This window comes from Actinomadura pelletieri DSM 43383 (assembly GCF_003634705.1).
Lineage (GTDB): Bacteria > Actinomycetota > Actinomycetes > Streptosporangiales > Streptosporangiaceae > Spirillospora > Spirillospora pelletieri.
This window is the reverse complement of record NZ_RBWU01000001.1, coordinates 688,983-701,806: the sequence shown is the minus strand read 5'-3', so window position 1 is coordinate 701,806 and position 12,824 is coordinate 688,983. Positions and strand designations below refer to the sequence as shown.

12 protein-coding genes are annotated in these 12,824 nt (G+C 64.9%); 3 read left to right on the top strand and 9 right to left on the bottom strand.

Annotated features, from left to right (window positions below):
- The first annotated feature begins 29 nt into the window (after positions 1 to 29).
- Positions 30 to 515, top strand: a complete 486-nt coding sequence (locus tag BZB76_RS03175) for a hypothetical protein (RefSeq protein ID WP_121432765.1) — start codon at positions 30 to 32, stop codon at positions 513 to 515.
- Here BZB76_RS03175 and BZB76_RS03170 read toward each other — a convergent pair whose 3' ends face one another.
- The 8 genes from BZB76_RS03170 to BZB76_RS03135 form a co-directional block, all read right to left on the bottom strand.
- Positions 516 to 704, bottom strand: a complete 189-nt coding sequence (locus BZB76_RS03170; RefSeq protein ID WP_121432764.1) for a hypothetical protein — start codon at positions 702 to 704, stop codon at positions 516 to 518. It lies immediately after the preceding gene.
- On the bottom strand, positions 704 to 1,645 hold the full coding sequence (locus BZB76_RS03165; protein ID WP_147449298.1) for a hypothetical protein: 942 nt from the start codon (positions 1,643 to 1,645) through the stop codon (positions 704 to 706). The genes BZB76_RS03170 and BZB76_RS03165 overlap by 1 nt, the downstream gene beginning before the upstream one ends.
- A 304-nt stretch (positions 1,646 to 1,949) precedes the next feature.
- Positions 1,950 to 2,276, bottom strand: coding sequence for a nucleotide exchange factor GrpE (locus BZB76_RS03160; RefSeq protein WP_121432762.1), 327 nt, complete (start codon positions 2,274 to 2,276; stop codon positions 1,950 to 1,952).
- A gap of 131 nt (positions 2,277 to 2,407) precedes the next feature.
- Entirely contained in the window at positions 2,408 to 3,799 is a 1,392-nt protein-coding gene (locus BZB76_RS03155) for a hypothetical protein (protein WP_121432761.1), read from the bottom strand.
- Between the two features lie 122 nt (positions 3,800 to 3,921).
- Positions 3,922 to 4,398, bottom strand: coding sequence for a peroxiredoxin family protein (locus BZB76_RS03150; protein ID WP_121432760.1), 477 nt, complete (start codon positions 4,396 to 4,398; stop codon positions 3,922 to 3,924).
- A 14-nt stretch (positions 4,399 to 4,412) separates the two neighbouring features.
- On the bottom strand, positions 4,413 to 4,958 hold the full coding sequence (locus tag BZB76_RS03145) for an RNA polymerase sigma factor (RefSeq protein WP_246006724.1): 546 nt from the start codon (positions 4,956 to 4,958) through the stop codon (positions 4,413 to 4,415).
- A 495-nt stretch (positions 4,959 to 5,453) separates the two neighbouring features.
- Positions 5,454 to 6,542 carry a prevent-host-death family protein gene (locus BZB76_RS03140; RefSeq protein ID WP_121432759.1) on the bottom strand — a complete coding sequence of 363 codons (1,089 nt, stop codon included), beginning with the start codon at positions 6,540 to 6,542 and terminating at the stop codon, positions 5,454 to 5,456.
- A gap of 1,056 nt (positions 6,543 to 7,598) precedes the next feature.
- Positions 7,599 to 8,330 (bottom strand): hypothetical protein, encoded by a 732-nt coding sequence (locus BZB76_RS03135; protein ID WP_170180494.1) that lies wholly within the window; start codon positions 8,328 to 8,330, stop codon positions 7,599 to 7,601.
- Between the two features lie 813 nt (positions 8,331 to 9,143).
- On the opposite strand from BZB76_RS03135, the gene BZB76_RS35125 reads away from it, so the two are divergent.
- Positions 9,144 to 9,536, top strand: a complete 393-nt coding sequence (locus tag BZB76_RS35125) for a hypothetical protein (protein WP_211342800.1) — start codon at positions 9,144 to 9,146, stop codon at positions 9,534 to 9,536.
- Positions 9,537 to 10,039: 503 nt separating this feature from the next.
- Complete coding sequence (locus tag BZB76_RS03125) at positions 10,040 to 10,870, top strand: N-terminal phage integrase SAM-like domain-containing protein (protein ID WP_121432757.1); 831 nt, start codon at positions 10,040 to 10,042, stop codon at positions 10,868 to 10,870.
- Between the two features lie 88 nt (positions 10,871 to 10,958).
- Here the strand turns inward: BZB76_RS03125 and BZB76_RS03120 are convergent, their stop codons facing one another.
- A complete protein-coding gene (locus tag BZB76_RS03120) occupies positions 10,959 to 12,737 on the bottom strand; it encodes a DUF262 domain-containing protein (protein WP_121432756.1) in 1,779 nt (592 codons plus the stop codon).
- Positions 12,738 to 12,824: the final 87 nt, after the last annotated feature.

Here is a 12,824-nt window from a genome sequence, read left to right as displayed (position 1 = left end):
TTGGGTAAAGGATCCTTTATGCTCGCCGTATGCAGCTTGTGGCAGTTGGGGATGGCATTCCGGCGGTCTTCGCGATCGGGCCTCAGGCCGTCGGCGTGTTCGCGGCCGGGCAGGAAGCCACGGGGATCATCGCTCTCGGTCAGGTCGCCAACGGCGTCGTCGCCATCGGCCAGTTGTCGCGCGGCGTGGTCGCCATCGGCCAGCTCGCCACGGGCGTGTTCGCGCTCGGTCAGGCGGCCTTCGGCTTCTTCGCCGCGGGGATGGCCGCCATCGGCGTGGTCTACCAGGTCGGGGTCGGTTTCGGCGGCACCAGCGGGGTGTCGTCCAAGCTCGGGTTCTGGGGCAAGCTCCATGTGGAGCGGATGTTCGACCCGCACGCCCGCGGCCCGATCCTCCAGCACGGCGGTCTGCCCGGCTGGCGGGTCGTGCTCGCGACGGTCGGCACCGTGGCCCTGGCCGCGGCCTGGTGGAAGATCACCGGTGAGCCGCTCCGGGAGATGATCCTGGACCTCTGATCAGAGGAAGAGCGGCATGCAGAGCAGGACGGCGAGGACGAGCCCGCCGAGGACGTTGACCCAGACCGGCAACCGTCCGAACAGTTCCTCACCGCCCGGCGACAGGGTCGGCAACGTCTCGACCTCGGCGCTCCTGAGCTTGCCGTGCCTGTCCTTGACCTTGATCGGGCCCCTGTTCTTCGGCGACATCAGCCCGCCTCCGCCAGCCCGCCGGGCAGCAGGGTGAGCCCGGTCCTGCGCGCCTTCTCGACGCTGCGGCGCAGCGCCTCCTCGACCTGCTTCGCCTCCTCGGTGAGCCCGTCGATCTCCGCGATCGCCAACTCGTCCCGGACGGTCCGCGCCAACAGTTCTCCGTAGGCGTCGTTGTTGTCGGCCAGACGCTGCAGGGTCCTCCACTGCAGCAGCGCCCGGTCGGCGGCCCTGACCTGCTCGGCGTACCGCTCGATCGCCTCGACCCGCTCGGTGACCGACGCCGTGGCCAGCTTCAGCGCCTTGGCCTGCGGGCCCATCACCTGGGCGAGATCGGCGTTATGTCCGGCCTGGCGGGCCGTCCGCTGCTCCTCCGACAGACGACTGATCTCCCGCAGGGTCTGCGCGATCTCCCATTCCTGCGCGGGCAGCATGACGGCGTTGCGCAGGTCGTCGAGCAGGCCTTCCTTGGTGACCTCGGCGGTCAGCACCGTACGGATGGCCCGCTGGACCCGTCCGAGCAGGGCGGACGTGGCGGCGTCGAGATCACCCGGCACCACGTACGACCCGTGGAGCCGCCGCGCGAGGGTGCCGACCTGGCCCTGTCCGCAGCGGGCCAGCAGCACACCGAACGCGACGACGGTCGCTCCCATGAGCACGAAGACACCGCCGGGCGCGAGGACCAGCACCGCACCCGCCGCGACCTGCCCGACCGCTCCGGCGACGGCCGCCTTGCGCCCGTAGAACGGCGCGATGACGAGCGGCAGAACAGCCCACAAGGGAGCGTTCCAGAGACTGAAGAGCACGTCCCGTGGGGCCCGCCCACCGAGAGGCCCCGACGACCGCACCCCGGCGGCGGGGTGCAGTAGGTCCGGCCGCGCCTCCAGAAGGACGCGGTCCTCCGCCGTGACGGCAGGATCGAACGAAGGTCTAACGCTCACGCAAGTATCTAAGCATCTACCTTCCGAAAAGCTAAGAGAACTGGGCTCTCACGGACGAATCTCAACCGCTCGGGTCTTGCGCGCGAACCGGACGATGCTTACCCAGCCTCGACCTGGTCAGAGCATCCTGCGGGCTGTAGAAGGGCGTGAAGGCCGGATACACCGTCTGGACGTGGGTGGCACCGTCCTGCTCGTACTCCAGGACGAAGTCGCACCCCGGGCCACTACGGGTTGAGCCGCTGACAGTAAGGGAAGGAGTGGGACATTCCGTGCATCCTTCGATGTACCTGGTCGAACCTTCCGCTTAGGGTTCCGGATTCCGTACCAGGGCCTTGGCGAGCACAAGATCTTCACCGTCCGACCGCCAGCGGTAACCGGGGCGCAGGACCGTGACGGTCTGCCCGTCCCGAGGCGCGCCCAACAGCGCCTCGTGAAGCTCCCGATCGAACGGCGTGTGACCGCCGACGTCGCCGATGGGTTCCAGCCCCTGATCCGACACCAGCGCGCGGACCCGTTCCACCAGCAGATCTGGCTCGGCTCCTCCGGCGGCCAGTTCCTCGGCCTCCGCCGCGAGATCGGCCGGCGACCGGACGGAGTCGATCTTCACCTGGCGTTCCTGGGACGTCCGCATGGCCACCGACTCCCCATGCGACTCGCGCAGACGAGCCTCAAGACGCTCATAGTGGACGGCGATCTCCCGATGCCGCGCCTCGACCTCCGCCGCACGTTCGGCGGCCTGCCGTTCGCCGTCCCGTGCCCGCCTCAGTTCCTCGCCGAGCCGGTTGATCCATCTTCCTGGCCGAGTAGCCGGACCCAGGCGTCAACGGTGGAATCGACCGTGGCCACCCGCCGGAAGGCTTCCGCCATGGCCTCAGGCGGAAGATGTTCGACGAGTTCGGTCGGCAGGGCCAGCAGCCCGGCCAGCCTGACCCGGCTGCTCACCTCCGACAACTCCCGTGCCATGAGCGGAGCGATCACGGCCTTGGCCACCTCGGGACGCTTGGCGACCAGGCCGAGGAAATCGGTCGCGAACTCGGTCAGAGCGTCCAGGGTGAGGCCCCGCCACCAGATCTCGTCGGCGGCCCGCTCCGGCCAGACCTGGCCGACCGCGGCCAGGACGGCCGCTCGCCCGCCCTGCCGGGTGAACGGCAGGGCGGTGAGCAGTTTCGCCACGGCATCGAGGTCGAGGGCGGCGCGTTCCGCGTCCGGCATGTGGAACAGTCGGTCGCCCACCGACTTGGCCATCCGATCCACGGCCTTGAGAGAGGTCTTGCCCCGGTCAACGGCCAGAAGCGCCGTGGCCAACGCGATCAACCCGTCGGACACAGGTGCCGTGGCAGCCCGCTGCACCAACTGAGCGGCCGCCGTCGCGGTGGACCGGTCTTTCCGCAGCTCGTCCGCGCCGACATCCAGAACTTCCCCGAGGACGACCGGATCGGCGTCGTCCCAGCTCTCCACGGCACGGGTGCCGCGCGGAAGCGCCGCGAGCAGCGCCAACGCCGGCCCCCGATCGCTCTCCCGGATCGACGCGATCAGCCGTTCGATCGCCTCGTCGTCGAGCCGCGCCAACCGGACCGCGGTGCCCAGGGGACGCTCGGCGTAGACCTTCGCGTCCGCCCCGGGACCGTCGCGCAACGCGTCCGCGAACGCCCGTGCCCAGGGCGGCGACACGTCCTGGACCTGGATCGCCCCCGCTGCGACGCCCTGCCCGGGAAGCGCCGCCGCTTCCGGGGCGATGTCTCCTTCAGCCTTTCCCGGCGCAGCGGAGGGCTCGCGGTCAACCTGCTCCTCTTGGCGCTTGAAGGCCGGACGGTCGAATCCCGTCGGACGCCATCGGTACTTCAGCTTGTTGACCCGCACATGGGCATGCGTCTTGAAACCGGACTGGGCCTTCCGCCAAGCCTTGTCGAGAACGGTCTGCGCCAGCCCGAGCTCCCCCAGTTTCCTCTTGATTTCCAATGCGGTCAGAGACGACCGGGGGTGTTCGCGGAGCAGTTGCACGAGGACGGGCACCGGGTCGGACTCCAGTCGGGTGGTCAGTCCGTCCAGGTCCACGAACGCCTCGTGCCGGAGCGTGCCCGGTTTCATGAAAGTCGCGTCGGAACTGATCCGGACGTCCTCCCGCCGCCCGTCGTCGTCCCAGCGGACGGTCATCACCGGCCCCCGACGGGACAACAGTGCCCCAGTGCGTATCTTCCCGCCGTCCTCCGGCGACCTGCTAACGACGATCTGCCCCTCATCCACGGCTGTCACTGTAGACGGGCCGGATCGTTCGATCAGGCGCCGGGAGCGTGGGCGCGGAGCTTCCGAACGGCCGCGGTGATCGCCTTCTTGTCGTAGCCGCCGGTGGGCATGGTGGCGCCGTGGACATGCCGGACGATGCCCTGGGAATCGATGAGCACGCTGCCGCTCTGCTGCATCGTGCCGAAGACTTTTCTGTGCGGCCCGACCATCTCGTGCGCGGCGCCCTCCCGGCCCACCAGCACGGGGAACGGAATTTTACGTTTGGCCTTCCACGCGGCCGCTTTCGAACGCCCCTCGGGCGCCACGATCAGCACCTGCACATCGTTGCCCACGAACTCGTCGCGGCTCCTGATGAGGTCCTGGACATGCCGGTTGCAGATAGGGCATGACGTCGCCCGAAGGAAATAGATGAGTACGGCCCGCTCACCTTGATAGTCGGACAGGCGGACGACCCGTCCGTCGGTATCCTCCAGCGCCATTTCGGGCGCGGGCGTTCCAGCTTGGAGCATGGGGAATTTCCCTTTCAGAATTGGGCGGAGGGAGCTTGGGCGGAGCCGTTCGCCGCGGCCAGCCGCAGTCGGAGCCGGGTACGAGCCCTATGGAGGTGCGATTTCATCGCCGCGTTGCTCAGACCGAGCGTCTGCGCGACCGTCCGTCCCGGGTAGCCCAACACGTCCCGCATGATCAGGACCCTGCGCTGAACGTCCGGCAACTCCTGGATCACCTGCGCGACGCGTTCGGCCTCCAACCGCCGGACGACCTCCTCCTCGGCCGACACCGCGACCCCGGCCTCGACCCCGTCATGGCGTTCGACCAGGACCCGGGCACGGCGCAGGCACTCGTTCCGAATGATGCGGAACATCCACGATGCGAGTGCCCCTGTCGCTCGCAGCGAGCCGATCTTCCGGTAGAGGATGATCAGTGCTTCCTGCGCGGCGTCCTCGGCGTCCTGCGGCGACGCGCAGAGATGCTGCGCGAACCGCCGCACATGCGGATGGGCGCCCTGGACGACAGCGGTGATCGACTCGCGGTCACCCGCCTGCGCCGCCTCGATGAGCTGCGCGCTCACCCACGAACGGTCACCCACGTCCACCCCCTCACAGTGTGGTCATCACCCATAAGAGGCCACCACGCCCCGAAAGGATTCACCGAACAATCCACGAGTTCAGCGCATGGACGGCCCGTAGCGGCGCGAACGGCCGCGGCGATCCGGCCTCGTCGAGAAGGGCCGCCCCTTCCCGGTGCTCGCCCTCGGCCGCCGCGATCCCGACCAGCCCCTCCCGCGCCAGGGCGATGGCGCGCGGAGGCCTCGCGGGCCGCGGCGAGCCCCTCCAGATGCAGTGACCCGGCCTTCGTGAGATCACCGCGCTGCTCGGCGACGAAGCCCAGCTCGGCCAGCAGCAACGTCATCCCGAAGGCGAGCAACTGGCTGGCCGACGGCTCCCCAGACACCGAGGTGACCGTCGCCGAAGGCCCGAAAGCGGCCCCACCGCCTTCCTGGGCCCGATACGCGGCAGCAACATCGGCAGGAGGCCGGTAAGGCTCTAACCCGCCGATCGGTCAATCAACGACGGGCCGGACGAGCACAGCGCACCCGACCGGACATGATCGCGTCTTGAGGCAGCGACAAGCCAAAGGCCCGTTCCAGCCCCGCGAAGAACAACGAAACGCCGTCCTCCCAATCCGTGCCTTCCTCCGCACCACGAATATAGGTGTTGAGAAAGGCCAGCGGCGCATCCGGCTCGAACGGCTCCTCACCCGGCGTGTACCAGATGAGCTCGTACATGTCTCGCGCTACAGCGCCGTCCTCAAGCGGATACGGGTTCTGGTACTCGCCATCCTTGAAGTAGCTAAATGTGTAAATGGCCTTGGCCATGATGGCCATCAACGTGACCTCCTGCGCGGGAGCCGGATCAAGGACGCGCGAGAAGGCGTAGTCGGTATCGTGGTACCCCAGCCATGTCCACCCACCCTCTTCCCCAAAAGCCAGTACCTTGTAGACATCCTCAGTGCCTTCGCGCTTATCACGCTCCCACACCTGCTCCAGCGTCAGCCCGTCCCTGACGTCCAGCGCATCGGCCCCATAGGCGAGAGCAGCATCTTCAGCGGCCACACCTTTGATGAACTCGAGCACCGTAAACGGCTCTTGATTCTTCCAACCGTCGGCGATCCAAGCTATGCCATCACCGATCGGAGGCTGCCGGACAAGAAACTTCTCGAACGCCGCCGCCTGCCCCGGACTCATGCGGTGGTCGCCAGAGCACGCGTCTTCATCCTGATCCGAAAGCACGAGCTTCCGACGGCCAACGCGCGCGCATTCCTCTAGCCAGTCGATCTCCTCCACGGGCCGAAACTCGGCCACGACCACACGCCCGCGCGTATACGTGCTCCGCACCCCATCGCCATGCACATACCGGACATACGCACTTTGCTGCTCCGGACCGACAGGAGAGCCCCGCGCCGCCTTCACCCGAGGCCGCCGATAACCCCCACGTTGCGCGTAGTGCTCCAGCTCAGCCAACTCCGCCGCCGCAAGCAGCACACCCACCGGCTCACCACCGTCGCTAACCCGCACCCGCTCGCCGGTCTCCTCAACCCGCCCGACCAGCCGCCCGAACCCGACTAACAATTCACTCAACTCAACATTAATCACACCCCCACGCTACCGACCCCCCACGACACCAGCAAAATCCCAGCAAAACCACATGTCAAAGCACTGGGAAGCCCCTCCCGGCCCGGGGGTTGCCCTGCGACGCCGCGCTCCAAAGAAGAGCCGGGACGCATGGTCGTACATCACCTCCAGGCCGGCGCACGAGCATGGTGATGCAGTTGTCTCCATGCTCGCCAGGCGGTGGCCCGGTCAATGATGACTGGACGGTGGAGACGGGCAGGTCGTAGAACCTCAGTTCGAGTCTGCCGCCGTGGCGTTCCCGCGGACGTAGGAACCATATCGACATGCACCGAAAAGTCAGCCGATTCTAGAACAAGTGCCACGTTAGTAGATCGCTTATCTATGAATAACTGGATCATCCCCTAGTGTGTCAAAGTGCATACACAGATGAAGTGTTTCGGCTTATGCTGCCCCCGTCAAGCTGCAACGGTGCGGGACGGGGAACGATGGCGCGGCGACCGACCAGGGCAGAGAAGCGACGTAATGCGATCTTGACTTGGTGGAGTGCGATCGTCGTGCTGGCGATTTTGGCCTGGCAGTCCGGCCGCCCCGAGTTGTGGATCCTACCGCTGCTGACATGGGCCTACTATGAATTGTGCGCAGTGCCCACACTTTGCGGCGTCGAGACGAGCAGGGGCTTTCCCTGCAGAAATCCCGCGAACGGGCGTCTCATGGCTTGCACACACCAGCCCTCCCACGCGGTCTACAAGACCGATGCACTTCTAAGAATCTTGGGCTTTCGTCGCGGTCCGCGACAGGTGGCCGCACCAGCCCCTCGCCCTCATGAGTCGGCTTCCCACTACAGCGAACCGACACTCGAACAACCGACCATCGAGCGAAAGCAGACCCTTATGACCGCCCTGACGCTAATCGGAACGGTCGCGGGAGTAATCCAAGTGCTCTTGGCCGTAACCACGAACCGATAACGTACCACGCTACCCATTCTGCAAGATAAAAAGTTCGAACCCAGGCCGTTAATAAGATCCGACACAGTAGCAGCGTGCGGCGATCGAGCGAAGATATGCAGGCAGGATGGAATCAGGTCCTGCGAAGCCGGCGGATGATCATTACGAGTGCGATGACGGTCGCCAGAGCGATACCACTACCAATAAGCCACGGTTTCCGGCTCGGCGGAGTGTGCCCGGACACGACCACGATCTCGCTTCTCCCCGTCAGCGCGGTGATTTCGCGGGTCACGAGCATGAAGTCGTCGTACTCGAGCACATCGTTCGTCTCTCGGAAGCCGTCCAGTCCACCGGCGTGAGCTTCCTTGTTGGAATCGACCAGCACCTTGGTGCCATCAGCCTTGTGCACCAGGTAGAGCGAGATGAGCTCGAGTTCGTCATCGTCCCGCTTCACCAGGACCTTGCGTTCGTAGACCCTTCCGTTCGACCCTGCGATCGCGTGGGCCGCGTCCAGCCCCGGCAGTGGCTTGTTGGCACCGCCCTCCTTCCATGGCCGGGCGCACCCGGTCGTACTGCATGGACGCGGTGCCATCAGCCGTCCGATGACCTCTTCCGGCGATCCGATGCTGGCGAAAACGGCCATCCGGGTCTCGGCGCTACCGCTTTCGAACTCGTCGCCGACAACATCCGTCGACCGCAGATACTCGGCGAACATCTCACTGGTAGTAGGCGGCGTCGCACAAGCGGCCAGCGGCAGCATTAGCGCGCACACCGCGACCATACGCACCACGGAGCCCCGCGCGACCCTGCACAACAAGCCCGTCAATCCCGGGCCGCCCTTCGCCCCACCATTCGAACCGATCATGACTACGCCACCTCTCCCTCGCCCGGCGCCACCGACCGCGCGGACGAGGCCGCCACGTCCACGGCCGGTCCCGAACATTGGGGGTATCCGCCCTGCTCATGACCAACTCCACGCATATTATGGAACGGTCAAATGGCCACAAGCGAGGAAGATTTTGCCTGGGGAACGATCAAAACCCGGACAGTGTCCCAGCCGCTTCACGCCGGCACAACCGCCCCCACCCTGCAATATGGCGAGTTTCGACTCTGGCGAAAAAGCGCCACGCGTTGGGCCGGTCGACAGCGACTACCGCGCCCATGGCGTTTCCAAGCGAGCCTCAGACGGGCCACGGCACGCAGCCAGCAAAGCCTCGGGCTGTTTCTGTGCGATTTCGGCCGCCCAATCGTGTTCGAGTAATCTCAGGCGAGTAAGATAGTGGCCCAATCCCGTACCGTAGTGCCAGATACTTTTAAATGGTCATGGCCGTAGCGGTGGGGGTTAGCGCGCACGCCGACTGCAAACGTCAGCAGGCCATCGAGCACATCACGGAACTGCTAGAGCAACTGACGAAGACAAACTCGAGCACGAGCACAACCAACTCGACGGCTGCCGCGACGCCATCGACAAAGCCACCGCCATTTTGCTCGACCAGGGCAAGTTCGGTGTCTCGTTGGGACTGGACTCGGTGTCGTCGCCATCAGCACAGCGCTGGTCGCCGCCGAGCGGCGTCTCGCCAAGTGGCAAAGCGCGCTCGACACGCTAACCGATGGCGCGCCCATCGAGATCGGCACGCTGACCAAGTCGTTTCCCGGCCTCGACGACGACAGTGGTGGCATGTTCCGCGCTCACCTCGAACTCGCCGCACTGGCGATCGCGCTAGAGCGGCGGGTCATCGTCCTCCAGGCTGTCGAGCATGCCCAGAGCGACCCCGGCAACCCGTCCGAGAACTTCATCCGCCAACTCAAGGACCACCAGCAGCGCCTCGACAACCTGGAGTCGGGCGTCGCCGGCGTCCTCGTACGCCTGTCAGAGTTGGAGTTGACAGGGCCGTCCGGTTTGTGGCCCGTCCTCACGACCAGGGAAGTCGAGCGTCTGATGCGCGCCGCGCATAGGATCCGCAAGTTGGGCGCCGGCGTTAAGTGCGACACCCGCGCGACGGACGTGGCGATCGAGATCGCCCGCGACAAGGACGGCTCGGTGGTCGTGTTCCCTGCGCTGCCCGCGTAGGCCTGGCGTGCTCACACGCATTTGGCGCGTTGTCTGAAAGCCCTTGCTCTCACTCCGCAGCCGACTCCCACAATGGCGGCTCCTTCACCTTCACGCTGTACGACTGCGGGAACTCCCTGCGCGGTCATCGGTGCGGGCGCCATCGCCATCCCCACCCACCATGAGGGCTCCAAGGCCGCGACCACCGCCACGGCCTGGTCGAGACGCTTGCCGCCCGCTTCGGCTACAACAGGGCGACGGAGAAAGATCTTGAGGCCGGTCTCCGTGAGGAGAACCGGCCTCTGATCTGGCATTATGTGTCGGGGTGGCGGGATTTAAACCCACGACCTCTTCGTCCCGAACCTCAGATCATGGCCATTTGGGGGTCGTGCAGGTCAAGGCGATTCGCGTTAAAACCCCAGGTGGGCGGCGGGCTCCGGTGCCAATCACTCACGGACAAGGATGGCCGGTTCGCCACCGTCCACGGACAAATCACGGACGGATGATCATGGGGAGATCGCCTCGTGGGATACGCGAAGAAGCGCAAAGGCAACAACGGAAAGTACCACTACACGGCCTGCTACGTCGACATCAAGGGCCGCCTGCGGTCAGTCGGGACATATTCCAACAAAAGGGACGCGGACAAGACATGGCAACGAGCAAAGGTCGAGGTCTCCAGGGGCCGAACGGGAGATCCAGGCCGCGGGAAGCAGCGGTTCAAGGATTACGTCGAGCAGGTCTGGCTCCCGAACCACCAGGTCGAGGCCACCACCCGTGAGAGCTACACGTACGCGATCTACAGGAACATCATGCCGACGTTCGGCTCGATGCGGATGATCGACATCCTCCCCGAGCACGTCCGCGCGTGGATCACGGCCCTCAAGAACCAGGGCATGAAGCCCGTGAACATCCGCTACAACAAGATCGTCCTCAGCGCCATCTTCACCACGGCGATGGACGACCAGGTCACCTTCATCCACCCCTGCCGCGGAGTCCGCACGCCCCCGGTCGTCCGCAAGCCCCTCGAGATCATCACGCCCGAGCAGTTCCAGGTGCACCCAGACGCTGACCGTCATCCATGCCGCGCCGCTACCCTCGGCGCTATCCGCGACACAGATACATGCTCCTTCGGTGGCTCCAGTTTCGAAGCGGGGCATGCCCGGGTAACGGAGGGCGACCGGCGCCAGGCCTTGCGCCATCCACCGGGCGTGTACGCCGAGCCGAGTAAGAGCATGCCGTCACCGTTGCTGACAGAAACGCTGCAATGCGGACATCCCGGCCCGAGGCCGGGCCGGGATGGAGTCGCTGCACACCCGCAGGACGGGTCACGACTCGACGAGCCATCCATCACTTGACGAACGCACCTGCAGCGTTCGCGACGGAGGTGACGCCATGACCATCCGTCTGTACGCCGTCCGTCTCAGCGGCGCCGGTGGCCACATCTCACTCCTCGGTGGCCTCTGATGAGATCGTTGCTCCGAGGGCTTTGATGAGGCGGTCCCTGATCCTCCTCTTGCGCTCCTCGAAGAAGAGGAGGTAGTCGGCCAGGTCGAGCGGCAGTCCGTCGAGGTCGTTTTCACTGAGGTACGTCTTCCGCTTTGCGGCCTCCGGGAACACAGTGTTGGACTTGACCCAGTCGGCAGGAAGCGTGGCCTGCTTTTCAACGTTCACGGTGCCGGGAAGGAGTTGCAGGTTAGGCAGGAGGTTGACCGTCTCCTGGTAGGCGTTGATCTTCTCCTCGGGGATACCGGACGCGGCGAGCTTCTTCCTCGTGAAGCGTGACCTCGGGAAGATGTGGTCCTCGTGGAACTGCTTACTGAGATCCAGCCCCGGATATAGCACGGACAGTACTGGGAAGGTCCGCTGCCCGGCGTACTTGAGATTTAGTAGTTCGTCGATCTCGGCGGCATCGAACGACAGGCTCTTGCCGACAGCGGTCATCGCCGCTTCCACATCGGCGACCGGGAAACGGCCAGTGGTGTTGGCGGTGAGTACTTCGCGGATTCGGGTGAGGGTGGTGTCGAGACCGGAGCCCCACACCCCACGCTTGATCAGCGAGCGCGTGACCCAGTGCTGCAGCGTGAGCCGGTCAGCGGCATCGGCACTGGAGTCGAGGTAGGAGTCACTTGCACCCCGTAGGTGAAGGTAGTGGGCAATCGGAATGATGACGCTGTTGGCCGTAAGGTTGCGTTCGTTGTAGCCGAACTGCTGAAGCAGTGTCGCCGCTCGTAGGAGGGCACCCTCGATCTGCGGCCACGCGGCCTCTACCTTAGCCATGTTCGCTTGTGTGAAGTTCGAGACTTTGAAGCGGAGGTCTACGCCGGCGATGCTGAGTGCCGTCTTGAGGACGACGTCCTTGGAAAAGGAGAACTGACGCCCAGCTTTGCTGTTGAGGTCGCGCACGAGTGTGCGGACCTCCTCCCGAGCGTCGAGTTCCCGCCACTGGTTGGTCGCCATGGACAGCAGCAGATCGGAGTAGGACAGCGTGGTCCCGCCACTGTTGACTCGGACGAAAATTTCTAGAACCTTGTCGGGGTTCTGATCTGTGACGAGGAAGTAGTTCATGGGCTTCAGGACCCGAACCGCCTCATACAGATCGTAGAGCCGCTGAAAAGCGGCACCCGAGTTCGCGATTCTACGCTGCTCCAGCTCTTTCATGATGGCCGGGCCAGCATTGGCAAGGTCGAAGACGGCGCCTACGCGGAACCACTTGTCTTCCGCGTCCTGCCCGGCTGCGGCCTCCTTGTCGGTGAGGAACCGCAGATCATACTTGAGGCCGAGCTCTTCGTCTTTAGGGTCCTCGACCAAGTTGAGATAGAGCTTCTTGACGGGAAACGCCTCCGGACTATTCCACCACGCGTACTTCTTCTTCTCGGCGAAGCTTCCGTACAGGGCAATGTTGAGTGACGTCAGCCGCTGCTGACCGTCAAGGACGGCGGTCGTCCCAGTGCCCGCAAGTACTGTCGCCTTGTCGGCGTATGGATTGTCGCGTTCATGGTAGTGCGTAAGGAATTCGTAGAATGTGTAGGATTGTGCCGTCTCCGGCTTGACGTTCCAGAGCAGGAATGAGCCGACCGGATAGCCGCGCATCAGGCTGTCGAAGAGCTTGACGATCTGGCTGGTACTCCACACGAATTCTCGTTGGATGGCAGGCATGAGGTACTCGCGCCTGTGGATCGCGATGAGCATTTCCTCGACGCTCAGCGGGGTTTGGAAGGACATGCGCAGGCTTCTCCGTTCATTGCGTAGTAGGCCGAGTTATCGAGGAGGATCTTCGGCTCGTTGCGCGAGACTAGTCAACCTTGAGCG

Coding starts and splice junctions, on each gene's coding strand:
- BZB76_RS03160 (WP_121432762.1), bottom strand. CDS start 2,276: ATGCGGACGTCCCAGGAACGCCAGGTGAAGATCGACTCCGTCCGGTCG.
- BZB76_RS35125 (WP_211342800.1), top strand. CDS start 9,144: ATGTTCCGCGCTCACCTCGAACTCGCCGCACTGGCGATCGCGCTAGAG.
- BZB76_RS03170 (WP_121432764.1), bottom strand. CDS start 704: ATGTCGCCGAAGAACAGGGGCCCGATCAAGGTCAAGGACAGGCACGGC.
- BZB76_RS03155 (WP_121432761.1), bottom strand. CDS start 3,799: ATGACCGTCCGCTGGGACGACGACGGGCGGCGGGAGGACGTCCGGATC.
- BZB76_RS03120 (WP_121432756.1), bottom strand. CDS start 12,737: ATGTCCTTCCAAACCCCGCTGAGCGTCGAGGAAATGCTCATCGCGATC.
- BZB76_RS03175 (WP_121432765.1), top strand. CDS start 30: ATGCAGCTTGTGGCAGTTGGGGATGGCATTCCGGCGGTCTTCGCGATC.
- BZB76_RS03135 (WP_170180494.1), bottom strand. CDS start 8,330: ATGATCGGTTCGAATGGTGGGGCGAAGGGCGGCCCGGGATTGACGGGC.
- BZB76_RS03150 (WP_121432760.1), bottom strand. CDS start 4,398: ATGCTCCAAGCTGGAACGCCCGCGCCCGAAATGGCGCTGGAGGATACC.